26 protein-coding genes and 1 riboswitch are annotated in these 26,764 nt (G+C 60.4%); of the genes, 12 read left to right on the top strand and 14 right to left on the bottom strand.

Annotation, left to right across the window (positions count from 1 at the left end):
• The first annotated feature begins 4 nt into the window (after positions 1–4).
• Positions 5–793, top strand: coding sequence for an SDR family oxidoreductase (locus ATU_RS09270; RefSeq protein WP_006314013.1), 789 nt, complete (start codon positions 5–7; stop codon positions 791–793).
• 313 nt (positions 794–1,106) lie between these two features.
• On the opposite strand, the gene ribB is transcribed toward ATU_RS09270, so the two are convergent.
• The 4 genes from ribB to ATU_RS09245 form a co-directional block, all read right to left on the bottom strand.
• A complete protein-coding gene (ribB, locus tag ATU_RS09260; RefSeq protein WP_006314017.1) occupies positions 1,107–1,748 on the bottom strand; it encodes a 3,4-dihydroxy-2-butanone-4-phosphate synthase in 642 nt (213 codons plus the stop codon).
• A gap of 120 nt (positions 1,749–1,868) precedes the next feature.
• Positions 1,869–2,019, bottom strand: a riboswitch (FMN riboswitch).
• Between the two features lie 161 nt (positions 2,020–2,180).
• Entirely contained in the window at positions 2,181–2,888 is a 708-nt protein-coding gene (locus ATU_RS09255; RefSeq protein WP_006314021.1) for a TIGR02281 family clan AA aspartic protease, read from the bottom strand.
• A complete protein-coding gene (locus tag ATU_RS09250; protein WP_006314023.1) occupies positions 2,885–3,076 on the bottom strand; it encodes a DUF1289 domain-containing protein in 192 nt (63 codons plus the stop codon). Before ATU_RS09250 ends, ATU_RS09255 begins: the two co-directional genes overlap by 4 nt.
• A gap of 19 nt (positions 3,077–3,095) precedes the next feature.
• Positions 3,096–3,881 (bottom strand): adenosylcobinamide-GDP ribazoletransferase, encoded by a 786-nt coding sequence (locus ATU_RS09245; protein ID WP_010971939.1) that lies wholly within the window; start codon positions 3,879–3,881, stop codon positions 3,096–3,098.
• Positions 3,882–4,033: 152 nt separating this feature from the next.
• On the opposite strand from ATU_RS09245, the gene cobT reads away from it, so the two are divergent.
• Positions 4,034–5,068 carry a nicotinate-nucleotide--dimethylbenzimidazole phosphoribosyltransferase gene (gene cobT, locus ATU_RS09240; RefSeq protein ID WP_006314026.1) on the top strand — a complete coding sequence of 345 codons (1,035 nt, stop codon included), beginning with the start codon at positions 4,034–4,036 and terminating at the stop codon, positions 5,066–5,068.
• A gap of 8 nt (positions 5,069–5,076) precedes the next feature.
• On the top strand, positions 5,077–5,481 hold the full coding sequence (locus ATU_RS09235) for a diacylglycerol kinase (protein ID WP_006314027.1): 405 nt from the start codon (positions 5,077–5,079) through the stop codon (positions 5,479–5,481).
• A 13-nt stretch (positions 5,482–5,494) separates the two neighbouring features.
• Here ATU_RS09235 and pdhS2 read toward each other — a convergent pair whose 3' ends face one another.
• Entirely contained in the window at positions 5,495–7,030 is a 1,536-nt protein-coding gene (pdhS2, locus tag ATU_RS09230) for a two-component system sensor histidine kinase PdhS2 (protein WP_006314029.1), read from the bottom strand.
• A gap of 107 nt (positions 7,031–7,137) precedes the next feature.
• On the opposite strand from pdhS2, the gene ATU_RS09225 reads away from it, so the two are divergent.
• From ATU_RS09225 to ATU_RS09210, 4 genes are all read left to right on the top strand, one after another.
• On the top strand, positions 7,138–7,731 hold the full coding sequence (locus ATU_RS09225) for a thermonuclease family protein (protein WP_035258395.1): 594 nt from the start codon (positions 7,138–7,140) through the stop codon (positions 7,729–7,731).
• A complete protein-coding gene (locus ATU_RS09220) occupies positions 7,724–8,377 on the top strand; it encodes a uracil-DNA glycosylase family protein (protein WP_162180360.1) in 654 nt (217 codons plus the stop codon). The genes ATU_RS09225 and ATU_RS09220 overlap by 8 nt, the downstream gene beginning before the upstream one ends.
• 70 nt (positions 8,378–8,447) lie before the next feature.
• Complete coding sequence (locus ATU_RS09215) at positions 8,448–8,936, top strand: Lrp/AsnC family transcriptional regulator (protein WP_003507846.1); 489 nt, start codon at positions 8,448–8,450, stop codon at positions 8,934–8,936.
• A 288-nt stretch (positions 8,937–9,224) separates the two neighbouring features.
• Positions 9,225–10,190 carry an aliphatic sulfonate ABC transporter substrate-binding protein gene (locus ATU_RS09210; RefSeq protein WP_010971936.1) on the top strand — a complete coding sequence of 322 codons (966 nt, stop codon included), beginning with the start codon at positions 9,225–9,227 and terminating at the stop codon, positions 10,188–10,190.
• A 139-nt stretch (positions 10,191–10,329) separates the two neighbouring features.
• Here the strand turns inward: ATU_RS09210 and ATU_RS09205 are convergent, their stop codons facing one another.
• From ATU_RS09205 to ATU_RS09185, 5 genes are all read right to left on the bottom strand, one after another.
• On the bottom strand, positions 10,330–11,154 hold the full coding sequence (locus tag ATU_RS09205; protein WP_010971935.1) for a class I SAM-dependent methyltransferase: 825 nt from the start codon (positions 11,152–11,154) through the stop codon (positions 10,330–10,332).
• Between the two features lie 84 nt (positions 11,155–11,238).
• Positions 11,239–11,505 carry an usg protein gene (locus tag ATU_RS09200; protein ID WP_003516070.1) on the bottom strand — a complete coding sequence of 89 codons (267 nt, stop codon included), beginning with the start codon at positions 11,503–11,505 and terminating at the stop codon, positions 11,239–11,241.
• 168 nt (positions 11,506–11,673) lie between these two features.
• Positions 11,674–12,504 carry an ABC transporter permease gene (locus tag ATU_RS09195; protein ID WP_010971934.1) on the bottom strand — a complete coding sequence of 277 codons (831 nt, stop codon included), beginning with the start codon at positions 12,502–12,504 and terminating at the stop codon, positions 11,674–11,676.
• Positions 12,501–13,304: an ABC transporter permease gene (locus ATU_RS09190; RefSeq protein ID WP_010971933.1), complete on the bottom strand. Its 804-nt coding sequence runs from the start codon at positions 13,302–13,304 to the stop codon at positions 12,501–12,503. The genes ATU_RS09195 and ATU_RS09190 overlap by 4 nt, the downstream gene beginning before the upstream one ends.
• Before the next feature lie 112 nt (positions 13,305–13,416).
• Complete coding sequence (locus ATU_RS09185; RefSeq protein WP_006314058.1) at positions 13,417–14,190, bottom strand: ABC transporter substrate-binding protein; 774 nt, start codon at positions 14,188–14,190, stop codon at positions 13,417–13,419.
• Between the two features lie 345 nt (positions 14,191–14,535).
• Between ATU_RS09185 and ATU_RS09180 the strand changes: the two genes are divergently transcribed.
• Positions 14,536–16,776 carry an OmpA family protein gene (locus ATU_RS09180; RefSeq protein WP_010971931.1) on the top strand — a complete coding sequence of 747 codons (2,241 nt, stop codon included), beginning with the start codon at positions 14,536–14,538 and terminating at the stop codon, positions 16,774–16,776.
• A 283-nt stretch (positions 16,777–17,059) separates the two neighbouring features.
• Here ATU_RS09180 and ATU_RS09175 read toward each other — a convergent pair whose 3' ends face one another.
• Both ATU_RS09175 and ATU_RS09170 read right to left on the bottom strand, forming a co-directional pair.
• Entirely contained in the window at positions 17,060–17,983 is a 924-nt protein-coding gene (locus ATU_RS09175; RefSeq protein ID WP_006314061.1) for a pseudouridine-5'-phosphate glycosidase, read from the bottom strand.
• Between the two features lie 28 nt (positions 17,984–18,011).
• Positions 18,012–18,953: a carbohydrate kinase family protein gene (locus tag ATU_RS09170; protein WP_035258391.1), complete on the bottom strand. Its 942-nt coding sequence runs from the start codon at positions 18,951–18,953 to the stop codon at positions 18,012–18,014.
• A 246-nt stretch (positions 18,954–19,199) separates the two neighbouring features.
• On the opposite strand from ATU_RS09170, the gene recA reads away from it, so the two are divergent.
• The 3 genes from recA to ATU_RS09155 all read left to right on the top strand — a co-directional run bounded on the left by recA (position 19,200) and on the right by ATU_RS09155 (position 23,681).
• Positions 19,200–20,291: a recombinase RecA gene (recA, locus tag ATU_RS09165; RefSeq protein ID WP_006314063.1), complete on the top strand. Its 1,092-nt coding sequence runs from the start codon at positions 19,200–19,202 to the stop codon at positions 20,289–20,291.
• 230 nt (positions 20,292–20,521) lie between these two features.
• The gene (gene alaS / locus ATU_RS09160; RefSeq protein WP_010971929.1) at positions 20,522–23,185 is read left to right on the top strand and encodes an alanine--tRNA ligase; all 2,664 of its coding nucleotides are present in this window, start codon (positions 20,522–20,524) and stop codon (positions 23,183–23,185) included.
• Positions 23,186–23,297: 112 nt separating this feature from the next.
• The gene (locus ATU_RS09155) at positions 23,298–23,681 is read left to right on the top strand and encodes a VOC family protein (protein ID WP_010971928.1); all 384 of its coding nucleotides are present in this window, start codon (positions 23,298–23,300) and stop codon (positions 23,679–23,681) included.
• Positions 23,682–23,756: 75 nt separating this feature from the next.
• Here the strand turns inward: ATU_RS09155 and ATU_RS09150 are convergent, their stop codons facing one another.
• Positions 23,757–24,383, bottom strand: a complete 627-nt coding sequence (locus tag ATU_RS09150) for a glutathione S-transferase family protein (protein ID WP_006314066.1) — start codon at positions 24,381–24,383, stop codon at positions 23,757–23,759.
• 335 nt (positions 24,384–24,718) lie between these two features.
• Positions 24,719–25,933, bottom strand: coding sequence for an NADP-dependent isocitrate dehydrogenase (locus tag ATU_RS09145; RefSeq protein ID WP_010971927.1), 1,215 nt, complete (start codon positions 25,931–25,933; stop codon positions 24,719–24,721).
• A 215-nt stretch (positions 25,934–26,148) separates the two neighbouring features.
• On the opposite strand from ATU_RS09145, the gene ATU_RS09140 reads away from it, so the two are divergent.
• Complete coding sequence (locus ATU_RS09140) at positions 26,149–26,679, top strand: hypothetical protein (RefSeq protein ID WP_035215943.1); 531 nt, start codon at positions 26,149–26,151, stop codon at positions 26,677–26,679.
• Positions 26,680–26,764: the final 85 nt, after the last annotated feature.

Genomic DNA, 26,764 nt, shown 5'->3' with positions numbered 1-26,764 from the left:
AGCGATGTCCACCATCACCCTTAACGCCCCGAAACTGTTCGATCTTTCCGGTCAGGTGGCGCTCGTCACCGGTGCTGGATCCGGCATCGGCCAGCGGATCGCCATGGGGCTTGCCCAGTCCGGCGCCAATGTCGCGCTGCTCGACCGCCGCACCGATGACGGTCTGGCGCAGACGGCCGATTTCATCGCCAGGGCCGGCCGCAAGTCGATCCAGATCGCCGCCGACGTTACCAGCAAGCAGGCGCTGACGGATGCGGTTGCCCGCACGCAAGCCGAACTCGGCGCACTTTCGCTCGCCGTCAATGCGGCCGGCATCGCCAATGCCAATCCGGCCGAGGAGATGGAAGAAAGCCAGTTCCAGACGATGATGGACATCAACCTGAAGGGCGTGTTCCTGTCCTGCCAGGCCGAAGCCAACGCCATGCTGAAAAATGGCCGAGGTGCCATCGTCAACATCGCGTCGATGTCCGGCGTCATCGTCAATCGAGGCCTGATGCAGTGCCATTACAACGCCTCGAAGGCGGGTGTCATCCACATGTCGAAATCCATGGCGATGGAATGGGTGGGTCGCGGCATCCGCGTCAACACCATCTCGCCGGGCTACACGGCGACACCGATGAACACGCGGCCTGAAATGGTGCACCAGACCAAGCTGTTCGAAGAGCAGACGCCGATGCAGCGCATGGCAGGCGTCGATGAAATGGTGGGACCGGCGATCTTCCTGCTGTCCGACGCCGCGAGTTTTGTGACGGGTGTGGATCTCTTGGTGGATGGCGGGTTCTGCTGCTGGTAAGGCTTGGCATGGTCGCCCAGCTTCAACGACTGATGAAGTCTGAAAAGTTCACGGCCGTCATCCTCGGGCTTGTCCCGAGGATCTGCAACGTATTGATTTCATTCGACGTCATCCTCGGCACAGGGCCGAGGATGACGTCGAGGGGATGTGCGTCCTTTGCCACTTACTTCGAGGTGACAGCAAATTCCATGAAAATCCAAACGAGGCAGCGGTAGAGTCTGAGGACGATGTCGCATAAAAGTAATGTCTGCCTCCAAATTCACGCCCGGCCTACGCCGGGCGTTTTGGTATTCGCACCACAGGTTTGCGCAGCTCAAGCCACCTGCTTCTGCACCATTTCCTCCACAACCTCACCCTTGAGATAGGAAACGAGGTCCTTGATCGTCACGACGAGCAGGCCGTGGCGTTCGGCGAAGATTTCGAGCTGGGGCAGGCGGGCCATGGTGCCGTCATCGTTGGCGACTTCGCAGATGGTGCCGGACGGGAATTTCCCGGCAAGACGGCAGAGGTCTACGGCTGCTTCCGTGTGGCCGGTGCGGCCGAGAACGCCTTCCGGATTAGCGCGGAGCGGGAAGATATGGCCGGGACGGGCGAAATCTTCCGGGCGTGAGCCTTCCGACACCAGCGCACGCACCGTCTTTGCCCGGTCGGCGGCGGAGATGCCTGTCGTGGTGCCCGGAATATAGTCCACCGAGACGGTGAAGGCCGTCTTGAGGGATTCGGTGTTGCGCGACACCATCAGCGGAATGTCGAGCGCATCCAGACGCTCGCCCGGCATGGCAACGCACACCAGCCCGCGCGCATGGTTCATCATGAAAGCGATCTGCTGCGGCGTGATGCTGTCGGAGGCGGCGATGATATCGCCTTCATTTTCGCGGTCTTCGTCGTCAACCACAATCACCATTTCACCACGGGAAATGGCTTCGATGGCGTCTTCAATTTTAGCAATGGTCATTTTATTTCAAGCCTTTCAAGGGTTATGCCGGTTTGCGGCATTTTCGCGCTTCAAGAAGCGCCAAATATCCCTTGGGCGAACAATGCAATGCGAAGCCCACAGAGTGCGGGCGTCTTTATGCCTTGTCCTCTTCCATCCGGACTATACCGTCGGCTCCGGCCTCTCACCGGATCTGCTGACCTTCCGGCTTTGGAGACCGGAAGCGCTCGCGGGCTCCGGGACAAATCCCGATACCGCCGGTGGGGAATTGCACCCCGCCCTGAGAACAACCACAACATAAATTATCAAATGGGAAGGAATCAAGGGGCAATGCTCTGCGACGACCGGTCAGTGCGAAAAGAACATTCTGATTGTGCCCGAAACCGGGTATTTCCTTTCCGCGGCCGATGACGAATGCGGAGTGCCGGGACGTAGCCCCCTGATGCCTGCGTTTTATCGATCCCGCAACCGCAATTCATCCGTCTGCATCTGCAGCGAACCGAGCGTCGACAGGAAGCTCATGCCGAGCAGGCTCTGGCCCAATTGGCCATCCTGGGCGACGAGGGCGGGGATGTTGCGGCGCATGATCGGGCCGATGCCGATTTCCGACAGGGTTACGGGGGCGGCTGCCGTGCGGCCGTTTGCGGTCATGACAGGAACGGTATAGCGCAGACTGCCCGTGTCGATACCGATTTCGGCGGCATCGGCATTGGCGAGTACCACGGAGCTTGCGCCGGTATCGACGAGCATATGGATGGTCTTGCCATTGACGCCGACATTCGCCTCGAAATGGCCGCTCATCGATTTGTGCAGGACGATTTCCTGTTCGCCGCCAGCCGTCGTCACCACCACGGCGCGGCCGGGCATCAGGCCGCTCAGCAGCCGGTCGCCGAAGGATTGCAGATCGTAGCGGTAGAGATAGAGCGAGACGAGGCCGAGGATGATGACCAGCCAGACGGCGAGCTGGCGGATGACGGTGCCGAAGCCGCCACGTCTTCCGGCGAGGATGCCGACCGACAGGAGGCCGGCTATGGGTACCAGATAGAGAGCCTGTGCGAATTGATCATTATCGATGCCGAGCGTGCGGCCACCATCGTGATTGATGAGAAGCAGGCCGAGGCCCACGGCAAGGATAAGGAGCACGATGGTCAGCCTGTTCATGCGGTATGCGTCTCCTTGGCGGTCTCGCTCAAATTTGCCAGTCTCTGCGGCAGCGCCCGCATGATCCTGCGGCGCTTTTCGTCGCTATAACCTGCCCAGCCGCCGATTTCATCCAGCGTGCGTCCGCAGCCGATGCAGAGGCTATGGGTCACATCGAGGCGACAGATATGGATGCAGGGTGTTTCCATGATGATCTATATCAGGCCGTCATGCCGCAAGAGCAAGTGCGACGAGAGTAACGATCTCCGTGATCTGCTGGCAGGCGCCGATGGTATCGCCGGTGTGGCCGCCGATCTTCCTGTCGCAGAGCCGGCCGAACAGCACCGTCGCCAAAATGGCTGCCGCCATCACAAGTGCAATCGACAGGATGGGCAAAGCGTGCAGCGTGAAGAGGATGAAGACCAGTAAACCCGTCACCAGTGCGATGTTGCGGTCGCTTTCTCCGGGCTGGCCCGCGCCGGCGGCGATGCCTGATGTCTTGGCAGCGGGCAGGGCCTGCCAGTGCCACACCATCAGGGCGCGGCTCATGACAAGCGTGGCAATCAGGCAGGCGGCGGCAGTTTTTCCGGGCAGGGTCTCGATCAGCGATGCGAGCGCCGTAGCGCGCAGCGCGAAGGAAAGAACCATGGCGATGGTGCCATAGCTGCCGATGCGGCTGTCCTTCATGATCTCAAGCATGCGGGCCTTGTCCTTGCCGCTGCCGAAACCGTCGGCCATGTCGGCCAGCCCGTCCTCATGCAATGCGCCCGTGATGAGCGCCGTCAGGCCGATGGCGAGCCAGCCCGTGAGCTGCGGCGATGCATCGAAGGTGGCGAAAATCACCACCAGAAAAGCGGCGGGTAGGGCGATCAGCAGGCCGGCGGCGGGAAAGGCGCGGGCGGTGCGGCGCATCGAGGCGCCGTCACCTTCACCGAAAAACCGCGAGGGAACCGGCAGGCGGCTGAGAAAGGCTACGGAATGCATGACATCTGTTATAAAATCCCCGGCCTTCATGCTCTCTCCGCTGCAGTCAATGCATTTCCGGTTGTTCCGCGGCGTTTCCGCGATTATGAGAGGCGCAACAAAGACCGATTTGCCGGAAAACACAAGTTCCGGACGCATGAGCCGATGCGACAGCCAACCCGGCTACGAAAGAGACCGACACCATGAGCATGAGCGGATTGCCCTTCGACGATTTTCGCGCGCTGTTGCGTGAGCTTCCCGGCCCGGATACGCATGCGCTTGTGGCGGCCAAGGAGCGCAACGCGCAGCTGACCAAGCCTGCGGGCTCGCTCGGCCGTCTGGAAGAGATCGCCATGTGGCTGGCCGCGTGGTCCGGCCGTTCGCCCGCCGTCACCCGTCCGCTGGTGGCGATTTTCGCTGGCAATCACGGCGTCACCCGGCATGGCGTTACCCCTTATCCGACATCGGTTACCCAGCAGATGGTGGAGAATTTTGCCGCCGGCGGTGCTGCCATCAACCAGATTTGCGTTGCCAATGATCTCGGCCTGAAAATCTTCGATCTGGCGCTGGACTATCCGACCGGCGACATCACCTGCGAGCCGGCGCTTTCGGAGCGTGACTGCGCCGCCACCATGGCCTTCGGCATGGAGGCGATTGCCGGTGGTACCGATCTTCTCTGCGTCGGCGAAATGGGCATCGGCAATACCACGATTGCCGCCGCCATCAATCTGGCGCTCTACGGCGGCACGGCGGAAGAATGGACCGGTCCCGGCACCGGCTCGGAAGGCGAAGTCATGGCCCGCAAGATCGCGGCGGTGAAGGCTGCGGTGGAGTTCCACAAGGACCATCTGTCCGATCCGCTGGAAATCATGCGCCGCCTCGGCGGACGTGAGATTGCGGCGATTGCCGGCGCGATCCTCGCTGCCCGCGTGCAGCGCATTCCCGTGCTGATCGACGGTTATGTGGCAACGGCCGCTGCCGCTCTGTTGAAGGCGGCCAATTCTTCGGCGCTCGACCATTGCCTGATCGGCCACGTCTCGGGTGAACCTGGCCATCTCGCCGCCGTCGAGAAGCTTGGCAAGACGCCGCTTCTGGCGCTCGGCATGCGGCTTGGTGAAGGCACAGGTGCAGCGCTTGCCGCCGGCATCGTCAAGGCCGCTGCCGCTTGCCATTCCGGCATGGCAACGTTCGAGGCGGCGGGTGTGGACACCCGCATCAGCCCGCGCACCGAGCATTGAGGTCAAAGATGGACGCGACGCCGCAGAAGCCGCAACCGGAACCCGCCTTTCGCAAGGAAAAAGGCTGGCGGCATCTTTTCGCCGCCGCGCGTTATTCCGTTCAGGGGCTTGGCCGGCTGTGGCTGGAAGCGGCGTTCCGCCACGAGGTTCTGGCTTTTGGCGTGGGACTCGCCCTGCTTCTGGTGGTCGGCGCGCCATTCGCGCATCTTCTCGTCTTCACGGTGTTGATGCTGCTCCTGTTTTCGGTTGAGGCGCTGAATACGGCGATCGAGGAGCTGGTGGACCGCATTTCGCCAGAAATTTCATCGGTCGGGCGGCATGCCAAGGATCTCGGCTCCTTTGCCGTCTTCTGTCTGTTGCTGGCGAACGGATTTTTCGTGCTGTATTCGCTGGTGACGACGCTGTTCTTCTGAGCTTTGGTGCGCTCTAGGCGAAAGACCGCCGGCGCGGCTGGATGGCGTGAGTTTCTTCCACCGCCGGCAGGCTTTGCAGAACGCGTTTTGCCGGCAGGATGGCGATGCCTTCGGTGCCTTCGCGCAACTTCGATTTCAGGATGAACTGGCCGTCGTGCTTGGCGAGAATGGCCTGAACGATGGGCAGGCCAAGGCCCGTTCCCTGTTCCGCGCTCTTGATCGCGATCGATCCCTGGCCGAAGGCCGAGAGCACCACGGGGATTTCATCTTCCGGAATGCCGGGGCCGTTATCCCTGATCGACACATATTGCCCACCGCCCGCCGTCCAGCCCGCCTTCACGAGAATCTCGCCGCCCTGCGGGGTGAATTTCACGGCATTGGAGAGCAGGTTGAGTATGACCTGGCGGATGGATTTCTCATCGGCCCAGACTTGCGGCAGACTGGCTTCGAACTGCTGGGAAATCCTGATGTTCTTGGCGCGGGCGCGCAGCTGGATCATGCCGATGCAATCCTCGGCGATTTCCAGCATGGAGATGGATTCCTCGTTGAGATCGTAGCGGCCGGCCTCGATGCGTGAGAGGTCGAGGATTTCGTTGATGAGATCGAGCAGATGCTGGCCGGAGCGGTGGATATCGCCGGAATATTCCTTGTAGAGCGGGTTGTTGAGCGGACCGAGCACCTCTGACGACATGACCTCGGAAAAGCCGAGAATGGCGTTGAGCGGCGTGCGCAGCTCGTGCGACATGGAAGCGAGAAAACGCGATTTCGCCAGATTGGCCTCTTCAGCACGTCGCCGCGCTTCGTCGGACACGGAATTGGCGACCTCGAGTTCGGCGATCAGGTCGTCCTTTTCCGTCTGAGAGGACAGGAGCTTGATGCTGGTCTGGTAAAGCCGGCTGGTGATGCGATGACAGAAGAGGATCGCCATGCCGAACATCAGCGCCAGACCGACATCGAAGGGATCGCGCGAAATCGCCGAGGTTATGCACAGCGCCGCCAGCACCGGCAGGAAGGTCATGAAGGTTGCCCGCCGCAGCATGAAGTTGGCCATGGCGGTCAGCGAAAGGGCGATCAGCAGCGTCGATCCCTTGAAGAAAAGAACGAGCGTCGGGTCGTTGCGCACCGGTTCGGCCAGTGCGAACATGGCCCAGGCGCAGCCGATGAGGATCTGCATGCCGAGAAAGAGGTTTTTCCAATGCTGGAGATTGTCGTCGGTGATCGCCTGTTTGGCGGCCCGTTTCGCCAGCACCAGCGACATGGCGTGAAAACTCAGCGCAATCAGCGACCAGATGATCAGGCTGATATCGCCGGTGATGTAAAGGCCGATGATGGAGGCAAGCACGATGAAAAGCGGCATGATCATCGCGCCCTGCAGGGCTTCGGCGATGTGCATGGTCAGCATTTCGCGTTCATAGGCTTCGTTTCCGCCGGCACCCTGCTGCAGGCGTTCACGCGTCGTCTTCACCGTGTCGAAAACCGCCTTGTTGCGGTGTTTCTTCGATCGGTCGACGATGATCTTGTCGGTGGACGTGCTGACGCTTTTACTCATTGTTACAACGCAGGTGACATGAACCCTTGCAGGCTACGCCCAAAATCTTAAGAAGATGCTGCCGTGAAAGGATTTGTTTGCCATTTCTGACAAGGGTTTGTTGTGACATGAGACGAAATGGAGGCAGGCGCGGGCGTTTTTCGGCAATGCGCGATGGCGGGCTTTTTCTCGCCACGGTTTTTCTCGGTATTCTCATTGCCGCCAAGCTCGACCAGATAAACAGCGAGACCCATGTCGGCCGTTTTTTCGTGATCGATGGCGATACCCTTTCCAAGGGCGACGAACGCTTCCGGCTGCTCGGGATCGATGCGCCGGAGCTTGCGCAGACATGTCTGCGCGGCGGCGGGAGCTGGCCGTGCGGGGTAGAGGCGCGCGGAGCGCTGCAGCGGCTGGTGACGGCGCGGGAGTTTTCCTGTTCCGGCAGCTCGAGGGACCGATACGGGCGACAGCTCGTCTATTGCACGGCGGATGGCAAGGATGTGTCCTCGGAAATGGTCTCGGCGGGGTTTGCCGTCGCATCAGGTTATTTCCAGTTTTCCGCCGAGCAGGCGAGGGCACGGCGGGAGGAGCGGGGTATCTGGGCGGGAGAATTCGAAAAGCCCTCCGAATGGCGTCGTGAGCACCGGGCAGCGGATCTGGAAACGCCAGCGGCGGGCTTTTTGACCGTCATCCGTCATATTCTCGGGTGGGATCATGGCTGAGGCGGAGCGATCCCCGTGGTTGCGGGATGACGGGCTGGATTGCCTGCGCGGCGAGATCGCCCGCTGTCGTCTCTGCCGTGATGCGCCGCTGAAGGGAGTGACCGATCGCCTGCCGCATGAACCGCGGCCGGTGGTTGTGATCTCGACCAAGGCTAGGATTCTGATCGCCGGGCAGGCACCGGGGCTGCGTGTGCATGAAACCGGCATCCCCTTCAACGATGCCTCGGGCGAAAGGCTGCGGCAATGGCTCGATGTCGACCGGGAGACGTTTTACGACCCTGAGCGTTTCGCCATCGTACCCATGGGGTTCTGTTTTCCCGGTTATGACGACAAGGGCAGCGATCTGCCGCCACGGCGGGAATGCGCGCCTTTATGGCGTGAGCGGGTGATGGCGGCGATGCCGCAGGTGGAGCTGATCCTCGCGGTCGGTCAATATGCGCAGGCTTTTCACCTCGGTGAGAGGCGCCACAAAACCATGACCGAAACGGTAGAGAACTGGCGCAGCTACCTCCATGCCAATTCCGGCCCCGGCATTTTGCCCCTGCCGCATCCAAGCTGGCGCAACACGGGGTGGCTGAAAAAGAACCCGTGGTTCACGGAGGAGCTGCTTCCGGTTCTGCGACAACATGTGGAAATGCGGATTTAGTGAAACAATTTTCTGTTTTTCTGCGAAAATTAGTGTATTGAAAGGAAATTAATTCAGGAGGGTAGACGCATTGGATCGCCTAGACCGTAAGATTTTGCGCATTCTGCAAGAGGATTCCACGCTGGCTGTTGCCGATCTGGCGAAAAAGGTCGGCCTTTCCACGACGCCCTGTTGGCGGCGTATCCAGAAGATGGAGGAAGACGGCGTTATCCGCCGGCGTGTGGCGTTGCTCGATCCGGTCAAGGTCAACACCAAGGTCACGGTTTTCGTTTCCATCCGCACCGCCTCCCATTCCATTGAATGGCTGAAGCGTTTCTCCGAGGTGGTTTCCGAGTTCCCGGAAGTTGTCGAATTCTACCGCATGAGCGGTGATGTCGATTATCTGCTGCGCGTCGTCGTGCCTGATATCGCGGCCTATGACGCCTTCTACAAGCGGATGATCGCCAAGATCGAAATTCGCGACGTATCCTCCGCCTTCGCGATGGAACAGATCAAATATACGACGGAACTGCCGCTCGATTATATGCTGCTGGATAATCCCAAATCCGGCGAAGAGTGATCCGCCGTCCATCCTGTCTTTGAACGATGCCCTTTCCCGCCGCCGGGGAGGGCATTTTTATTTGTGGGATTGCCTCTCCCCATCGATCTAGCCCGTTAGGGGATGACTCTGCCGGAAGGTCAATCCGGTATACACGGCCAAGGCACGACAATCTTATTCCGCCCTATCAGGCAAATTCGCACATTCAATTCTCTCTGCGCCGTCTCCGCGCAACATGGGAATTTGATAAAATCTCTCGAATATCTACGCTTTAAATATCTGATGATGGCAACAGCGAGGGATATCGATATGATCACACGACGCGGGACATTGGGACTGCTTGCAGGTTCGACGGGGGCGGTGTTCCTGCCGCATATCCGCCGGGCTGGGGCTGCAACGACCACATTGCGGATCGGCTGGCAGAAGAATGGCGTGATCGCGCTGGCAAAAAGCCAGGGGGCGCTGGAAGCGCTGTTGAAGGATCGCGGCATCGAGGTCAAATGGTCGGAGTTTTCCTCGGGGCCACCTCTTCTCGAAGCGCTGGGCGCAGGTGCGCTGGATATCGGGCCGACCGGCGATGTGCCACCGCTTTTCGCGCAGGCCGCCGGTGGCAATCTGCGCTACGTCGGCACCTACAAGGCAGCGGCCGGCGGATCGGCCATCCTCGTGCAGAAGGACTCGCCGCTGAAGACGCTGGAAGACCTGAAAGGCAAGAAGGTCGCGTTCAAGCGCGGCTCCAGCGCCCATAATGTCACCGTCAAGGCGCTGCGAAAGGCGGGGTTGACGTTGAGCGACATCACGCCGGTTGATCTTGCGCCTCCGGATGCCGCCGCCGCCTTCCGCAGCGGCAGCATTGATGCCTGGTCGATCTGGGATCCCTATTTTGCCGTGGCGGAAAAAGAGCCGACGACGCGGGTTCTTTCCACCGCCGAGGGCATCGTCGATCCCTGGAGCTATTTTCTCGCCAATGGCGATTTCGTCGAGGCCAATCCCGATCTCGTGCCGCTGATCCTGAAGGAACTCGCAAATGTTGGCGCCAAGGCGCAGGCCAATATCGATGCGACCGCAAAGTCTCTGGCGGCGATCACCGGTGTTCCGGAGGACGTCACCAAGGTTTCGCTGACACGGCCGGGCGCCGATCTCGGGCGGGTGTCGCTGGTTCCGGATGAAGCCATCGCTTACCAGCAGGCGCTGGCCGACGAATTCTACGATCTGAAGATCGTGCCGAAGAAACTCAAGGTGACGGATATCGTCTGGCGGCCGAAGGCCAGCTGATGGTGCCGGAAATCTGAATCTCTTCAGCTGGCTGGCGGATGTTGTTGAGAGGTTGATTCGGGCCGTTGGTGTTAAATGTGAGGCGATTGGATGCCGCTTGTTTCTTCTCCCCGGCGGGGAGAAGAAAGACGCAGTTGCCTCAGCCCTTGAGCTTCGCAATCACCAGATGGCCGGGCGTTGGATTGCCGTCCTGCATGCGCACGTTGATGTCGGTGACTTCGACGACCTCGAAACCGGTGGCGGCCAGCCGGTCCCGCACGTAGGTTTCGGCATGGGCGAAACGCTGGTGCGGGCCGACCATATAGGGGCGTCCGGCCATGATGTCTGCGGGCAGGGTTTCCGAGGAGAAGATCAGCAGGCCGCCGGCATTGAGGTTTTCGGCGGCGCCGAAAAACAGCGGTTCCAGCGCGCCGAGATAGGGCAGCACATCGGTGGCGGTGATGATGTCAAAGGGCTCGTCGTCATTGTCCTCGAGAAAATCCTCGGCTTCGGCGACGTAGAGCGTCTCGTAGAGGTCCTTCTCATGGGCGATCTCGACCATGTTTTCGGAAATGTCGATGCCGGTGATATCGTCGGCCATATCGCGAAGCGCCTCACCGGTGAGGCCGGTGCCGCAGCCGAGATCGAGCAGGCGCTTGAAAGGACCAAGGTTCAGTGTCTGCAGCCGCTGGCGCACCATCATCGGCACGGCGTAACCCAGCTGCTCGACAAGAATATCCTCGAAGGCTTCAGCATGTTGGTCGAACAGGGTTTCGACGTAAGCGTCGGGCGCTTTCGACGGCTGTTCGCCACGCCCCATGGCGGCAATGCGCACGGCCGCGCCGCCGTGATCGTCAGGATCGATGGCGAGAACTTCCTCATAGGCCTTCACCGCTGCATCCACATCTCCGGCCTTTTCGAGCGCCAGCGCACGGTTATAGGCCTCGGCAAGCGCCTCTTCGTCAATCTTCTGGTTTTTCGTCATCGTGCGGTATCCGTCAGCGTCATCAGTTGACGTTTGCTGTAAGCCGCAACGGTGGCGGGCGCAATGTTTATGTGGCGAGACGCATCAGTGGAGGATGAACTCTCCCTTCAGCGCGCGCCATTCCTGCGCGGAGATCACCTGTCGGTGCACGTAGCGGACGGAATGCAGGGGACCGTCGAGCTTTTCCTGCCAGAATTTGAGGAAACCATGCATTTCGGGGAAGTCCGGGGCGAGATCATAGTCCTGCCAGACATAGGTCTGGAGAACCAGTGGATGGTCCGGCATGCGATAGAATATTTGCGCGGTGGTGAGGCCGTAGCCTCTCAGCATCATTTCCATTTCCTTGTTCATGACGGCGGTTCCCGTATCCATGATTGCGATCACAGCATTGCCGCTGTATCTGACATGGGAACACGACAGGGTTAATCCAAGCTTGCCAAGGGCACCGACCGTCACAAATTTGTTATATTTTTCAAAATGTTGGCAGCCTCCGTTGATGAGTGCTGCCAACGTTGCCGTTCAGCGCTTGAGGTGTCGCGTCAGGCGGGCTTCCAGCCACGCCCAGATATGCCGCAGCGTTTCGACGATCGTCAGGTAGAAGATCGCGGCCCAGAGATAGGCCTGATAATCGAAGGTGCGGGAAAAGGCGTAACGGGTCTGTCCCATCAGGTCGAAGACCGTGACGATGGAAACGACTGCCGAGCCCTTGATCATCAGGATGATCTCGTTGCCATAGGGGCGCAATGCGACGATCAGCGCCTGCGGCAGGATGACCTTGCGGAAGGTAATGAATTTCGAAATGCCGAGGGAGGCGGCCCCCTCATGCTGGCCGCGCGGCACGCTCCGGATGGCGCCGCGCAGGATCTCGGCCTGATAGGCGGCGGTGTTGAGCGTTAGCGACAGGAGGCCGCAATACCAGGCTTCGCGGAAGAACCACCACAGATCGACGGCTTCCAGCGCCGGGCGGAAGCTGCCAAGGCCGTAATAGATCAGGAAGAGCTGTGCGAGCAACGGCGTGCTGCGGAACACATAGACATAGGCATAAGCGAACGCGCCGATGATGCGGTTTTCCGACATGCGGGCAAAGGCGATCGGCACGGACAGGATTGCGCCGAGAATGATCGAGCTGCCGACCAGCGTGATGGTGGTGATGAGGCCATCGATGTAACGAGGGCCATAACGTTGGAATTTATCCCAGTCCCAGCCTTCGATCATGGCGAAGATCAGCCCGGCGGCGAGCAGCAGCCAAAGCGTGATGACGGCAATGCCGACGACGCGGGAAAGATTGAGCGGCTTGTCGGCGACAACGGGGGCGGGCCGCGGCGGAATGAGTTCCTGGATATGGCTCATCGTCTGGCCTCCGATTTGCGAGACCAGCGGTCGATGAAACCGATGCCGACCGACGAGATGAGCGCGAGAATGAGATAAAGCAGGCAGGCGATGCCGTAGAAGAAGAAGGCTTCCTTGCTGACGCGGGCGGCAATGCCGGTCTGGCGGATGATATCTGCAAGGCCGATGATCGAGACGTAAGAAGTGTCCTTCAGGAGGATCACCCAGAGATTGGTCATGCCGGGCAGGGCGATCCGCACAAGCTGCGGAATGATGATGAGCACCATGGTGCGGCTGCGGGAAAGACCAAGCGCGTCACCCGCCTCATATTGCCCCTTCGGTATGGCCTTGAAGGCGGACAGCAGCACTTCCGACGCATAGGACGAAAACACCACCGAAAGCGCCAGCATGCCGGCCACGAAGGCATTGATTTCGACGGGGCCGCTGAAACCGACATAACCGGCCACCGATTGCAGCAGCATCTGGACGCCGTAATAGACGATGAAGAGCGTCAGCAGTTCCGGCAGGCCGCGGAAGATGGTGGTGTAGATTCCGGCGGCCAGCCGCAGCGACTTTTCCTCCGATTGCGCGGCAAGCGCGATGAGGAAGCCGATCAGCAGACCGACGGGCAGGGTGGCGAGCGCCAGCGAGATCGTGACCTTGACGCCAAAGGCGATTTCATCGCCCCAGCCCGCATCGCCGCAGGCGACCAGAGTGCCGTTTCCGAAAAGCGAGAAGAGACCGACCGGTCCGCAGAAGGGATCGAGAAGTGTCGAGACATAGGTCCAGAACGCACCTATGGCGGAAAATGCTCCGCTCATGCCAGTTTTCCCCTGCGGTCTTAAGCCGCCGTGATTGTTATAGTGACGTTTTCAAACAAAAATGGCGGAAGGGCAAGCCTTCCGCCACGAGATTTCAACAGATCGAACCGGCTTAATCGCCGTAAACGTCGAAATCGAAGTATTTTTTGTTGATCTCCTGATACTTGCCGCTGGCGCGGATACCGGCGATTGCGGCCGTGAACTTGTCGGCCAGCGCCGTGTCGCCCTTGCGCACGGCAATGCCTGCGCCATTGCCGTTGATCTCGGGATCGACCTTGAGCGGCGTCAGGATCTTGCAGCACTTGCCGGCGTCGGTCTTCAGCCACTCCGACAGCACGACGATATCGTCGATGACGGCGTCGATGCGGCCATTGGCGATGTCGAGCTTATATTCGTCGGCGGTCGGATACATCTTCACGTCGGCATCCGGGAAATGCTTTTCGGCATAGTTGGAGTGTGTGGTGGAACCCTGCGCGCCGAGCGACTTGCCCTTGAGATCGTCGATGGACTTGATCGGCGAATCCTTCGGCACGGCGATTGCCGGCGGGGTGTTGTAATATTTCTTGGAGAAATCGACCTTCTGGAGGCGTTCCGGCGTGATCGACATGGACGCGATGATGGCGTCGAACTTCTTGGCCTGCAGGGCGGGAATGATGCCGTCCCAGTCATTGGTGACGAAGGTGCATTCGGCCTTCATTTGTTCGCACAGCGCCTTGGCGATGTCGATGTCGAAGCCGGTCAGCGTGCCGTCGGCTTCGAGATTGTTGAAGGGCGGGTAGGCGCCTTCGGTGCCGATGACGATCTTGTCCTGCGCAAGGGCTGCGCCTGACAACAGCGAGATGGCGGCAATCGATACGGCTGCGAGCAGACGGGTGGAAATAGGCATTTCGATCCTCTCTGTTGGTCGTTCATCCGCAGTCTGTTGTTATTTTCAGTGCGGATGCCATGGGCGCTGGGCGCGGCAGAACGGAGGATACCGCCTGTGGCCTTCAGCGCGGATCAGATTATTCATCCGGTTGGTCAAAAAATGCAACTGCAATATTAGGGGTCGCGTTTGTGCCGCAGAGCTTCCACGAAAAGGCCTTGATCTGTTCATTTCCGGTACAGAAGGCTTTGGTCATCATGGGAACCGGAGCGTGTGTAAGGCGTTGAACAGCGCCTGCGTGCCAAGCCGGGCCCACGATGTCGCATAATTTGCGACCCATAAATGACGGCAGATGAGGAAGCACTGATGCTGAAGAAGAAAAACACATTGCTGACCGGGGTGGTTTTTCCGCTCATGTCTCTCGCGATTGCGGTTGAGCCAGCAGCCGCGGGCTTTGCCGGCGCAGCCCGCGCACAGGCGCCGATCTCCCAGACACTTCCCGGCCAGGTGATCCTGGCGCAGGCGGAACCGGCACAGGAAAGCCCCGAAGAAGAGCTGCGCAAGAAGCGCAAGCAGGCAGAAGAGGCACAGCCGCAGGCCGAGCCGAAACGTGAGGAACGCGCGCCTGAGCCGCAGCGCGAACCGGAGCCCAAGCGTGAGGCGGCTCCTGCCGAGCCTCGCCCTGAACCCAAGCGCGAAGCGCCGCCGGAGCCGCAGCAGCGCGAGGCCCGCCCGGAACCTGCGCCGGCACCTGCCGAACAGCCGCAAGAGCGTCCGCGCAAACCCGAACGGGCACAGGAGCCTCAGGGCGAGGGCGAACAGCGCCCGGCACGCCAGCGGGAAGCAGCGCCTGAAGCCGCTCCTGCCGAACAGCAGCCGCAGGAACGCCCGCGCAAGCCTCAAAAAGCGGAACAGCCGGCCGGCGAAGGCGAGCAGCGCCCGGAGCGTCCCCGCAAGGAGAAGGAGCCTGCGAAGGAACCCGCTGCCGAACAGCAGCCCGCCGCGCGTCCGGAAAATGCCGAGCAGCCCGCCAAGCCCCGTGAACCTGCACCCGGGAAAAAGCCGCAGGTAGAGGAAAAGGCCCCGGAACAGAAAGCCGAACCGGCTGAAAAACCCGTTCCGGAGAAAAAGCCGGCAGCTCCCGAGCCCGCCGCAAAGGAAGCACCGGTTCCGACCGAAGCACCGACGCCCGCGCGTCCGCCGGCTCCCGAAGCACAGCCCAACCCTGCACCCGGCCGGCAGCCTTCCGAACAGCCGCCGGTGAAGTCCGAACCCGCAGCGCCGCTTCCCGGCGCCCCCACGCCGCCGCCGAGCGGTGCGACAACCGGACAGGCTCCGGCTGGCGAAGCCGTGCCCAGTCAGGTCGCCGTTCCGCAGACGGAAGCGCCGCCGACGACGAAGGAAGAACTTGATAAGGCCAAGGCAATCGCCAAGGACCCTTCCAAGACCGCCGACACCGTCATCCTGCCGGTCGACAAGGGTGCTGCCGTTCTCGACAGCGACAAGGAAGTGGAACGCTCCGGCAACCGCCAGACCCGCGAGGAACGTCGTCGCGAGCGCGAGCAGGCCGGTGACGTCAAGGTCCCGACCTCCGACGCCGAGGCGCAGCGCGCCGGTGCCGCCGAAGGCAAGGCTCCGCCGCCGCCCGTCAAGCTGGAGGCGATCACCTCCCAGCAGGGCGAGCGCATCGACCGTCGTCCGCAATATGAGCGGCCGGATGGCGTGCGCGAATGGCAGCCGCGCGAAGGCCGCCCGCGCGACCGGGATATGGATGCACCGATCATCCTGCAATTCGGCGACCGTGTCGTGGTGCGTGGCGATGACAATCAGCGCTTCATCCGCGATGGTGGCGAGCCCTATTATGAGCGCTTGCCGGGCGGTCGCGTGCGCGAAACCGTGGAACGTCGCGACGGCACGCAGGTGGTGACGATCCGCAACCGTTACGGCGATGTGATGCAGCGCTCGCGCATCGACGATCGCGGCCGTGAATACGTACTGTTCTACGCACCGGAACTGATGGATGATCCCGATCGTGATTACGTCTATCGCGATCCGGGTCTCGACCTGCCGCCGATGCGCCTGCGCATCCCCGTGACGGACTACATCATCGACACGTCGAGCGATCCGGACCGCGATTATTATCGCTTCCTGGAGCAGCCGCCGGTCGAGCCGGTGGAGCGTGTCTACTCGCTGGATGAAGTGCGTTATTCGGCCCGTATCCGTGACAAGGTGCGCCGTATCGACCTCGATACGATCACTTTCGCCACTGGCAGCGCCGACATCCCGATGGCGCAGGCCCGTTCGCTGCGCAAGGTCGCCGACGCGATCAACAAGGCGCTGCAAAAGAACCCGGCGGAAACCTTCCTGATCGAAGGTCACACCGACGCGGTCGGTTCGGATGAAAGTAACCTCGTGCTTTCCGATGAGCGCGCCGCCTCCGTCGCCAACGTGCTGACCGATGTTTACGGCATCCCGCCGGAAAACCTCGCGACGCAGGGCTATGGTGAGCGTTACCTGAAGGTTCAGACGCTTGGGCCGGAGCAGCAGAACCGCCGCGTGACCATCCGTCGTGTGACGCCGCTGGTGAAGCCGATCGCACAGAACTGATCGGGTTCTGGAAGAAAAACGAAGGCCCGGAAGCGCAAGCTGTCCGGGCCTTTTTGTTGTCGGTGACGGGTCTTTCCTGCAACTCGAGGTCATCCTCGGGCTCGTCCCGAGGATCCAATCACGTCTCACCGGGCGAGGCGTCGCAGATGCTCGGGACAGGCCCGAGCATGACGGAGGGGAAGTTTGCGACCTCTCACGTCCGGGAAGTCAAAAGCTCGCGGCTCTTCTTTATTTTGACGAAGCCGCTCTGCTGTCGAACGGAACGAAGAGGGCAGGCATGGCCTCAGCTCAACGCCACGGCGATTTCCGCAGCCAGCTGCGCATTGTTGCGTACCAGTGCGATGTTGGTCTCGAGGCTCCTGCCATCCGTCAGGCGGAAAATATCGCCGAGCAGGTAAGGCGTGACCGCCTTGCCGGTGACTTCGTCGCGTTCTGCATGGGAGATGGCGCGGTTGATGTAGATCTCCATCTCCTCGCGCGGAATTTCGTCTTCTTCCGGCACGGGGTTGGCCACCAGCATGCCGCCATCGATCCCGAGCTGTTCGCGGGTCGCCTGGAAATTGGCGATTGCCGCCGGGCTGTTGAGCGAGAGTGGGCTGGCCAGGCCGGAGGAGCGCGACCAGAAAGCCGGGAATTCTTCGGAGCCGAAGGTAACGACAGGCACGCCGTTGGTTTCGAGAACCTCGAGTGTCTTTGGAATGTCGAGGATCGCCTTGGCGCCGGCGCAGACGACGATCACGCCGGTCTTGGCAAGCTCGGTCAGGTCGGCGGAGATGTCGAAGGTTTCTTCCGCGCCCTTGTGCACGCCGCCGATGCCACCAGTGGCGAAAACGCGGATGCCGGCGCGGGCGGCGGCGATCATCGTGGCGGCGACCGTGGTGGCACCCGTGCGGCGCTCGGCGATCGCGAAGGCGATATCGGCGCGCGACACCTTCATGGCGTCGGTGGTCTGGGCGAGCGCCTCGAGCTGGTCTTTCTCAAGGCCGATATGCAGCGTGCCGTGAATGACGGCGATGGTGGCCGGAACCGCACCCTGATCACGGATGATCTGCTCGACGCTTTCCGCCATCTCGATATTGCCTGGATAGGGCATGCCGTGGGTGATGATGGTCGATTCGAGCGCGACGATCGGCGCACCGCGCTGCTTGGCGGCGGCGACTTCCTGAGAATAGACGATGGGCAGGAGCGGGGAGATGGGGCGGGTCATTTCATCTGTTCCAGTTTTTAAAAGCGCTTCATGCCAGCATTTCGGCCTGGGGAACAAGCCCCAACATGGCTTCGACACTGTCTTTTGATAGGTCCTGGGAGGTGGCGAAGGATGACTGCACGGTAATGGCCGCCGCCGCCGCCCCCTGTCTCAGGGCCTCCCTGATTGTTTTTCCCTCGGCAATGGCGGCGAGATAACCGGAGGCCATGGCATCGCCGGCGCCGGTGACATCCTTCACCTCGCGGATGAGGGGCGGGTGGAGGATGGCTTTTTCCGTCCCGTTGAAGGCCACGACTTCGCTTGCGCCGCGGGTGACGACGCCGCCGGAAAGCCCAGCCTTGCGCAGGATATTTGGCCAGTCACGGACATTTTCCGCCGTTTCGCCGGTGAGCGCGCGGGCTTCCGCCTCGTTCATGAAGAGGATGTCGATATCGCCGAGCGCCGCTTTCAGCTTCACCGCCTTGGCCGGCGAAATGGCGATGGCGGCGAGCGGCTTTTCGCAGGCGCGGGCAATGAGGCCAAGCGCCGTCAGCGTATCCTCGGGCAGATTGGCATCGCAGAGTAGAAAGTCGCTTGCGATAATCGCCTCGCGCACCGCGCGTACCTTCAGGCGGCGCGGGGTAAAGAGCTTGTAGAGGTCCATGTCGGCCAGTGCGATCACCAGATTGCCGTCACGCTCCAGAATGGCAGTGTAGCTCGGCGTGCGGCGGTCGAGGAAGGTAAACGGCGTGTCTTCCACCCCCGCCTGCCTTGCTGCTTCCGCCACCACTTCGCCGGTGACGTCGCCGCCGCGCGGGGCGATGATGCGGACTTCAAAACCGAGGCGGGAAAGATTGCGCGCGGCGTTGAAACCACCGCCGCCGGCCTCTTCCATCCACGAGCCCGGATTGCTGGCGCCGGGCGCCGTCTCGGTCTCGATCATGCCGCGCCTGTCGATATGCGCGCCGCCCAGAACGAGTATTTTCTTCACGCTTGCGTTTCCCTCTCTGGCGCATGGAAAAGTCGGACGATTCGGCCTAAACTGACGTCATCCTGACCTCGCATCCGGTTTGCGGCGATGGGCCGGGCACGGAAAAACGAAAGCAGAACAAACTACTTATCGTTATTTGTTTTCAATATGCTGGCTCAGCCTTGCGAAATGAGAACAAATAGAGTACATACCGTTTCCATACTGCTTCGTTGCCTGTGCGGCTTCAATAACCTAAAGGTGGTTCGGATGGCACAAAATTCTTTGCGTCTCGTAGAGGATAAATCGGTGGATAAAAGCAAGGCACTGGAAGCGGCGCTCTCCCAGATCGAACGGTCGTTCGGCAAGGGATCGATCATGAAGCTCGGTTCCAATGAAAATGTGGTTGAAGTGGAAACCGTTTCGACGGGCTCGCTCAGCCTGGATATCGCGCTCGGCATCGGCGGCTTGCCGAAGGGGCGTATCATTGAGATTTACGGCCCGGAAAGCTCCGGTAAAACGACGCTGGCGCTGCAGACGATCGCGGAAGCCCAGAAGAAGGGCGGCATCTGCGCCTTCGTGGACGCCGAACACGCGCTCGATCCGGTTTATGCCCGCAAGCTCGGTGTGGATTTGCAGAGCCTTCTGATCTCGCAGCCCGATACCGGCGAGCAGGCGCTTGAGATCACCGATACGCTGGTGCGTTCGGGCGCTGTGGACGTTCTTGTCATCGATTCGGTTGCGGCCTTGACGCCGCGGGCGGAAATCGAAGGTGAAATGGGCGATAGCCTGCCGGGTCTTCAGGCCCGTCTGATGAGCCAGGCGCTGCGCAAGCTGACCGCCTCGATCTCCAAGTCGAAGTGCATGGTGATCTTCATCAACCAGATTCGCATGAAGATCGGCGTCATGTTTGGTTCGCCGGAAACGACGACGGGCGGTAACGCTCTCAAGTTCTATGCGTCCGTCCGCCTCGACATCCGCCGTATCGGCGCCGTCAAGGAGCGCGAAGAGGTTGTCGGCAACCAGACGCGCGTCAAGGTCGTCAAGAACAAGATGGCGCCGCCCTTCAAACAGGTTGAATTCGACATCATGTATGGCGAAGGTGTTTCCAAGACCGGTGAGCTGGTCGATCTCGGCGTGAAGGCCGGTATCGTCGAGAAGTCCGGCGCATGGTTCTCCTATAACAGCCAGCGTCTGGGGCAGGGGCGTGAAAACGCCAAGACCTTTCTGCGCGACAATCCGGATACGGCCAATGAGATCGAACTGGCGTTGCGCCAGAATGCCGGTCTGATTGCCGACCGCTTCCTGCAGAATGGTGGCCCGGACGCCGGTGAAGGCGACGACGGCAGCGACGAGGGCTGATAGATTCCGCGAAGGTCCGGGCATCAATGCCCGCAGGCTTTGCCGAACCGATAAGAATCAAAAGGGTCGTGCGATTTTTCTTCGCGCGGCCCTTTTTCCTTGCCTATATGTCTTGCTTCGCCTCCATGGCTGGACAGGGCCGGATGCGGACGATAAAAGCCATTGATTTTGCAATATAGCCATCATTTCCGGTGGCGGTGATGGACTCCAGCTGTGAGCGGTGTGTGGGCATGAGCGGTGTGAATGAAATTCGGTCGACCTTTCTCGACTACTTCAAGAAGAACGGACACGAGATAGTGCCCTCCAGCCCGCTGGTGCCGCGCAACGATCCGACACTGATGTTCACCAATGCCGGCATGGTGCAGTTCAAAAACGTCTTCACCGGTCTTGAAAGCCGTCCCTATTCCACGGCGGCATCTGCGCAGAAATGCGTGCGCGCCGGCGGCAAGCATAACGATCTCGACAATGTCGGTTATACCGCCCGTCACCATACCTTCTTCGAAATGCTCGGTAACTTCTCCTTCGGCGATTATTTCAAGGAAGAAGCGATCACCCATGCCTGGAACCTGATCACCAAGGAATTCGGCATCGACCGCAACCGCCTGCTGGTCACGGTTTATCATACCGACGATGAGGCCTTTAATCTCTGGAAGAAGATCGCCGGTTTTTCCGATGACCGCATCATCCGCATTCCGACCAGCGACAATTTCTGGGCGATGGGCGATACCGGTCCCTGCGGTCCCTGTTCGGAAATCTTCTACGACCATGGCGATCATATCTGGGGTGGACCGCCCGGTTCGCCGGAAGAGGATGGCGACCGTTTCATCGAAATCTGGAACCTCGTCTTCATGCAATATGAGCAGCTGACGAAGGAAGAGCGTATCGACCTGCCGCGTCCGTCGATCGATACCGGCATGGGTCTGGAGCGCATTTCGGCGCTGCTGCAGGGCAAGCACGACAATTATGATACGGACCTGTTCCGGGCGCTGATTGCCGCCTCCGTCGAGGCGACCGGCGTTCCGGCTGAGGGCGAGCATCGCGCCAGCCACCGGGTCATCGCCGATCATCTGCGTTCATCCGCCTTCCTGATTGCCGATGGCGTTCTGCCGTCGAGCGAGGGTCGCGGTTATGTTCTGCGCCGCATCATGCGTCGCGCCATGCGCCATGCGGAGCTTCTGGGTTCGCGTGATCCGCTGATCTACAGGCTGCTGCCGGCGCTTATCCAGCAGATGGGCCGCGCCTATCCTGAACTGGTTCGCGCCGAAGCGCTGATCTCGGAAACGCTGAAACTCGAGGAAACCCGTTTCCGCAAGACGCTGGAACGCGGCCTGTCGCTGCTGTCTGATGCTACTTCGACGCTGCACAAGGGTGACATGCTGGATGGCGAAACCGCCTTCAAGCTTTACGACACCTACGGCTTCCCGCTCGATCTGACGCAGGACGCGCTGCGCGCCCGCGAAATCGGTGTCGATATTTCCGGCTTCACCGATGCCATGCAGCGCCAGAAGGCGGAAGCCCGCTCGCACTGGGCCGGCTCCGGCGACAAGGCGACCGAAACCGTGTGGTTCGAGCTGAAGGAAAAATTCGGCGCGACCGAATTCCTGGGATACGACACCGAAAGCGCCGAGGGCGTCATTCAGGCAATCGTCAGGGATGGCAAAGAGGTGGACAGCGCTGCCGAGGGCGAGACGGTGCATATCGTCGTCAACCAGACACCTTTTTATGGCGAGTCCGGCGGCCAGATGGGCGATACCGGCGTGATCGTCGGCGATGCCGGCACCTTTGACGTTTCCGGCACCCAGAAAAAAGGCGAAGGCCTGTTCGTGCATTCCGGCACCGTCTCCAAGGGCGGGTTGAAGGTCAACGAGGCCGTGCAGCTGACGGTCGATCATGATCGCCGTTCGCGCCTGCGCGCCAACCACTCCGCCACCCACCTGCTGCACGAGGCGCTGCGCGAAGTGCTCGGCACCCATGTTGCACAGAAGGGTTCGCTGGTCGCGCCCGAGCGCCTGCGCTTCGACGTGTCGCATCCAAAGCCGATGTCGGCCGAGGAACTGAAGGTCGTTGAGGATATGGCCAACGAAATCGTGCTGCAGAATTCGCCTGTTGTCACCCGCCTGATGAGCGTTGACGACGCCATTGCCGAGGGTGCGATGGCTCTGTTTGGCGAGAAATATGGCGATGAGGTCCGCGTTGTCTCCATGGGCACCGGCCTTCATGGCGCAAAAGCCAACCGTCCTTATTCCGTCGAGCTTTGCGGCGGCACCCATGTGGCCGCCACCGGCCAGATCGGCCTTATCCGCATTCTCGGGGAAAGCGCCGTCGGTTCAGGTGTGCGCCGTCTTGAAGCCGTCACCGGTCAGGGTGCGCTTGCCTATCTCGCGGAGCAGGACGAGCGGGTGAAGGCGCTGGCGTCGTCGCTGAAGGTTCAGCCGGGTGACGTGCTGTCGCGTGTCGAAGGGTTGCTTGATGAGCGCAAGAAGCTGGAGCGTGAGCTTGCGGATGCCCGCAAGAAGCTCGCCATGGGCGGCGGTTCGTCGGATGCCGGTGCAAATGATGTCCAGCAGGTTGCGGGCGTCAATTTCCTCGCAAAATCGCTGTCCGGCATCGATGCCAAGGACCTGAAGGGTCTTGCCGATGAGGCCAAGGCCAATCTCGGCTCCGGCGTTGTGTTGCTGATTGCGGTTTCTGACGATGGCAAGGCAAGCGCCGTCGCTGCCGTGACCGAAGATCTGACTGGCCGTTTCAGCGCCGTCGATATCGTCCGCACCGCATCGGCAGCACTTGGCGGCAAGGGTGGCGGCGGTCGCCCGGATATGGCGCAGGCCGGCGGCCCTGACGGCACCAAGGCGAAAGAAGCCATCGAAGCGGTGGCCGCGGCGCTGGCGGCTTGATCCAGAACAATTCATGAAGGCGGGGTTTTGCCCCGCCTTTTTTCTTGGCCCTTTAGGGCAACGAACGGAAGGCGCGGATTGCCGAGTGCCGGAAACATGAACGGGGAGTGCGATGCGCTTTGTAAATCCCATCCCTTTCGTGCGCGATATCAACCGGTCCAAGTCGTTTTATCGTGACAGGCTCGGCTTGAAGATATTGGAGGATTTCGGCAGCTTCGTCCTCTTTGAAACCGGCTTTGCGATCCATGAGGGCAGGTCACTTGAGGAGACGATCTGGCGGACGTCGTCGGATGCGCAAGAGGCTTATGGCAGACGGAACATGCTGCTTTATTTCGAACATGCGGATGTAGATGCGGCTTTTCAGGATATCGCGCCGCATGTGGAGCTTATCCACCCGCTGGAGCGGCAGGCCTGGGGACAAAGAGTATTTCGTTTTTACGATCCGGACGGGCATGCGATAGAGGTCGGAGAGTCGCTCAGCCAGTCCGGTGAATGACCCGTCACAAAAATCTATCCAATTGGCGATTTCCAGACCGGCTATGTTTCGTAAGTCTGGAAACGGGCGGGCCGATTATCCAGCCGCCTGCAACTCCTTGGCCGCCTCTTCATCGAGCTGGGCGGCCCGTTTGAAGGCCGGCCGGTCGGTCAGATGCGCCATATAATCGGTAAAGGCCGGCCTCTTTTCGATGGTGCCGAAGTGTAGCCCCCAGCCGACATGGGCGCCGACATAGACATCCGCGGCGGTAAAGAGATCACCGGCGATAAAGCGGTTTTCGCTGACGGCGCGCTCCAGCGTGTTCATCACATCGGCATAGCTGCCGCAACCGGCCATGCGCAGTTTCTCCTTGGGCACTTCAAAACCCATCGCCTTCATGCTTGCCGCCATTTCCAGGGGGCCTGCTGCGAAAAACATCCAGCGATAATAAAGCCCGCGCGCCTTCGGTGTGGGCGCAAGATTTGCGCCGGGAAAAGCATCGGCCAGATAGGCGCAGATCGCTGCCGCCTCGGTGACGATGGTGTCGCCGTGCTTGATTGCCGGCACCTTCGCCATCGGGTTAATCAGCCGGTAGGCTGGCGATTTCATCGAGGTTTCGAAACCCAGTATTTCCGTTTTATAGGGAATGCCCACTTCCTCGAGCATCCATCGCGCGATGCGCCCGCGCGACATGGGATTGGTATAAAAGATCAATTCACTCATGCTTTTGCCTCCCCAAGCAAAATCGCCGAAGCATTATGGGAAAACCGCAACGGATTTCGCGCCTGCGCTTCGATTTCTTCATCATCCGCAGCATCATCAGCGTCTTACTGAAGATCGCGGTGATGCTGCGATAAATGTTTGACTGTGCCGGGCAAGTTATACGCAATTAGATGCTGTTTTGGTTTTGTCTTATTGTTGCACTGGCCATGGCACGCAGAACCGAATTCTGCGCCTAGTACAACGGCTAATCAAGATACTGTGAACAAAAAAGAAACCCGGCGTTGCCGCCGGGTTTTCCTGTTTCACCATTTCGGACGGGCATTGCCCTCCTGATTTCAGGCCGCCATCGCCGTCTTGAGGTTTTCGTCGATCTTGTCGAGGAAGGCGGTGGTGGAGAGCCAGGGCTGGTCCGGTCCGATGAGGAGGGCCAGATCCTTGGTCATGAAGCCGCTTTCGACGGTGTCGACGCAGACGGTTTCGAGCGTCGTCGCGAACTTTGCCAGTTCCGCATTGTCATCCAGCTTGGCGCGGTGGGCGAGGCCACGGGTCCAGGCGAAGATCGAGGCGATCGAGTTGGTCGAGGTTTCCTGACCCTTCTGGTGCTGGCGGTAGTGACGCGTCACCGTGCCGTGCGCCGCTTCGGCTTCGACGGTGCGGCCATCCGGCGACAGCAGAACCGAGGTCATCAGGCCGAGCGAGCCGAAGCCCTGGGCAACCGTGTCGGACTGCACGTCGCCATCGTAGTTCTTGCAGGCCCAGACGTAGCCGCCGGACCACTTCAGCGCCGAGGCAACCATGTCGTCGATCAGGCGGTGTTCGTAGGTGATGCCGACTTCGTCGAACTTTGCCTTGAACTCGGTCTGGTAGACTTCTTCGAAGATATCCTTGAAGCGGCCGTCATAGGCCTTGAGGATGGTGTTCTTGGTGGAGAGGTAAACCGGCCACTTGCGCATCAGGCCATACATCATCGAGGCGCGGGCGAATTCGCGGATGGATTCGTCGAGGTTGTACATGGCGAGTGCCACGCCGGCGCTCGGGGCGTCGAAGACGTCCTTTTCGATGACCGTGCCGTCTTCACCGACGAACTTGATCGTCAGCTTGCCCTTGCCGGGGAACTTGAAATCGGTTGCCTTGTACTGGTCGCCAAAGGCGTGACGGCCGACGACGATCGGCTTGGTCCAGCCGGGAACGAGGCGCGGAACGTTCTTGCAGATGATCGGCTCGCGGAAGATGACGCCGCCGAGAATGTTGCGGATCGTGCCGTTCGGGCTCTTCCACATCTGCTTCAGGCCGAATTCCTCGACGCGCTGCTCGTCCGGCGTGATCGTCGCGCACTTGATGCCGACGCCATGCTTCTTGATGGCGTGTGCCGCATCGACGGTGACCTGGTCGTTGGTGGCATCGCGGTTTTCAACCGAGAGGTCGTAATATTCGATGTCGAGATCGAGGTATGGCAGGATCAGCTTGTCCTTGATGAGCTGCCAGATGATACGGGTCATTTCGTCGCCGTCGAGATCGACGACTGGATTGGCTACCTTGATCTTTGCCATGAATTCCTCACCTTCGAAGCTGTGGCGCCTGTTGACGCCAATAGTCGGAAAAATATCCGGTCGGGCTATAGCATCGCGAGCGTCTGAGGCAAAGCCATGGGGGGCGCTTTTTTGGCGCAGCGCAATAACGCTTTGCGCATTGCCAAACCACAATGCCGGAATACAGTCAGGCGAATCGCTTCGCCCGCGTGTCGGGCCTATCCCGGGATCACATCATGCGGAAAATTCTGCTTCTGACTGCCGCCGTCCTCTTTTCCCACAGCGCCCTAGCGGCAGGGCCTGCCGATCCCGTCCAGAAGGTGATGGACATCACCGTCAAGAACTGGTCAGGCGATGCGGAAAACTGGAAGTATATTTTCGATGAGGACATGCTGACGAGCCTGTTCAGCAAGGACTTCGTCGCCCAATATCGCGAAGCATCCAAAAAGCCGGCTTACGAAGCGGAAAGCGGGGAAAAGGGCGATCCTTTCGGTTATGACGTCGTGACCAACTCCCAGGATGGTTGTCCGCTGCAGGAAGTTTCGGTGACCCCGGGTGCGGTGAAGGACGGCGTGACCGATGTGACGGCGAAATTCAAACTCTGGGCCTGCATGGACGAGGCGGAGATAAAGGCGACTGTCGACGAGGTGCATTTCGACGTGATCGAGGAAGATGGCCGGCCTGTCATCAGCGATATTCACCGTGTGGGCGACGAGGGCAGGGATTCGCTGCGCGAAGAGATGGCGAATATCATCAAGGGGGAGTGAGGGCAGCCTTTATACCCCTCCGGCTTTGATTTTCGCGCTGATCTGTGCCAGTGAGGCGCGCTTTAGGGCATCGTTGAAAAATCGA

This window comes from Agrobacterium fabrum str. C58 (genome assembly GCF_000092025.1).
GTDB lineage: Bacteria > Pseudomonadota > Alphaproteobacteria > Rhizobiales > Rhizobiaceae > Agrobacterium > Agrobacterium fabrum.
Note: the sequence above shows the minus strand (reverse complement) of the source record. Positions and strands in the feature narration are given on the sequence as shown.

Coding starts and splice junctions, on each gene's coding strand:
- ATU_RS09270 (WP_006314013.1), top strand. CDS start 5: ATGTCCACCATCACCCTTAACGCCCCGAAACTGTTCGATCTTTCCGGT.
- ribB (WP_006314017.1), bottom strand. CDS start 1,748: ATGACCATTGCTAAAATTGAAGACGCCATCGAAGCCATTTCCCGTGGT.
- ATU_RS09255 (WP_006314021.1), bottom strand. CDS start 2,888: ATGAACAGGCTGACCATCGTGCTCCTTATCCTTGCCGTGGGCCTCGGC.
- ATU_RS09250 (WP_006314023.1), bottom strand. CDS start 3,076: ATGGAAACACCCTGCATCCATATCTGTCGCCTCGATGTGACCCATAGC.
- ATU_RS09245 (WP_010971939.1), bottom strand. CDS start 3,881: ATGAAGGCCGGGGATTTTATAACAGATGTCATGCATTCCGTAGCCTTT.
- cobT (WP_006314026.1), top strand. CDS start 4,034: ATGAGCATGAGCGGATTGCCCTTCGACGATTTTCGCGCGCTGTTGCGT.
- ATU_RS09235 (WP_006314027.1), top strand. CDS start 5,077: ATGGACGCGACGCCGCAGAAGCCGCAACCGGAACCCGCCTTTCGCAAG.
- pdhS2 (WP_006314029.1), bottom strand. CDS start 7,030: ATGAGTAAAAGCGTCAGCACGTCCACCGACAAGATCATCGTCGACCGA.
- ATU_RS09225 (WP_035258395.1), top strand. CDS start 7,138: ATGAGACGAAATGGAGGCAGGCGCGGGCGTTTTTCGGCAATGCGCGAT.
- ATU_RS09220 (WP_162180360.1), top strand. CDS start 7,724: ATGGCTGAGGCGGAGCGATCCCCGTGGTTGCGGGATGACGGGCTGGAT.
- ATU_RS09210 (WP_010971936.1), top strand. CDS start 9,225: ATGATCACACGACGCGGGACATTGGGACTGCTTGCAGGTTCGACGGGG.
- ATU_RS09205 (WP_010971935.1), bottom strand. CDS start 11,154: ATGACGAAAAACCAGAAGATTGACGAAGAGGCGCTTGCCGAGGCCTAT.
- ATU_RS09200 (WP_003516070.1), bottom strand. CDS start 11,505: ATGAACAAGGAAATGGAAATGATGCTGAGAGGCTACGGCCTCACCACC.
- ATU_RS09195 (WP_010971934.1), bottom strand. CDS start 12,504: ATGAGCCATATCCAGGAACTCATTCCGCCGCGGCCCGCCCCCGTTGTC.
- ATU_RS09190 (WP_010971933.1), bottom strand. CDS start 13,304: ATGAGCGGAGCATTTTCCGCCATAGGTGCGTTCTGGACCTATGTCTCG.
- ATU_RS09185 (WP_006314058.1), bottom strand. CDS start 14,190: ATGCCTATTTCCACCCGTCTGCTCGCAGCCGTATCGATTGCCGCCATC.
- ATU_RS09180 (WP_010971931.1), top strand. CDS start 14,536: ATGCTGAAGAAGAAAAACACATTGCTGACCGGGGTGGTTTTTCCGCTC.
- ATU_RS09175 (WP_006314061.1), bottom strand. CDS start 17,983: ATGACCCGCCCCATCTCCCCGCTCCTGCCCATCGTCTATTCTCAGGAA.
- recA (WP_006314063.1), top strand. CDS start 19,200: ATGGCACAAAATTCTTTGCGTCTCGTAGAGGATAAATCGGTGGATAAA.
- alaS (WP_010971929.1), top strand. CDS start 20,522: ATGAGCGGTGTGAATGAAATTCGGTCGACCTTTCTCGACTACTTCAAG.
- ATU_RS09155 (WP_010971928.1), top strand. CDS start 23,298: ATGCGCTTTGTAAATCCCATCCCTTTCGTGCGCGATATCAACCGGTCC.
- ATU_RS09150 (WP_006314066.1), bottom strand. CDS start 24,383: ATGAGTGAATTGATCTTTTATACCAATCCCATGTCGCGCGGGCGCATC.
- ATU_RS09145 (WP_010971927.1), bottom strand. CDS start 25,933: ATGGCAAAGATCAAGGTAGCCAATCCAGTCGTCGATCTCGACGGCGAC.
- ATU_RS09140 (WP_035215943.1), top strand. CDS start 26,149: ATGCGGAAAATTCTGCTTCTGACTGCCGCCGTCCTCTTTTCCCACAGC.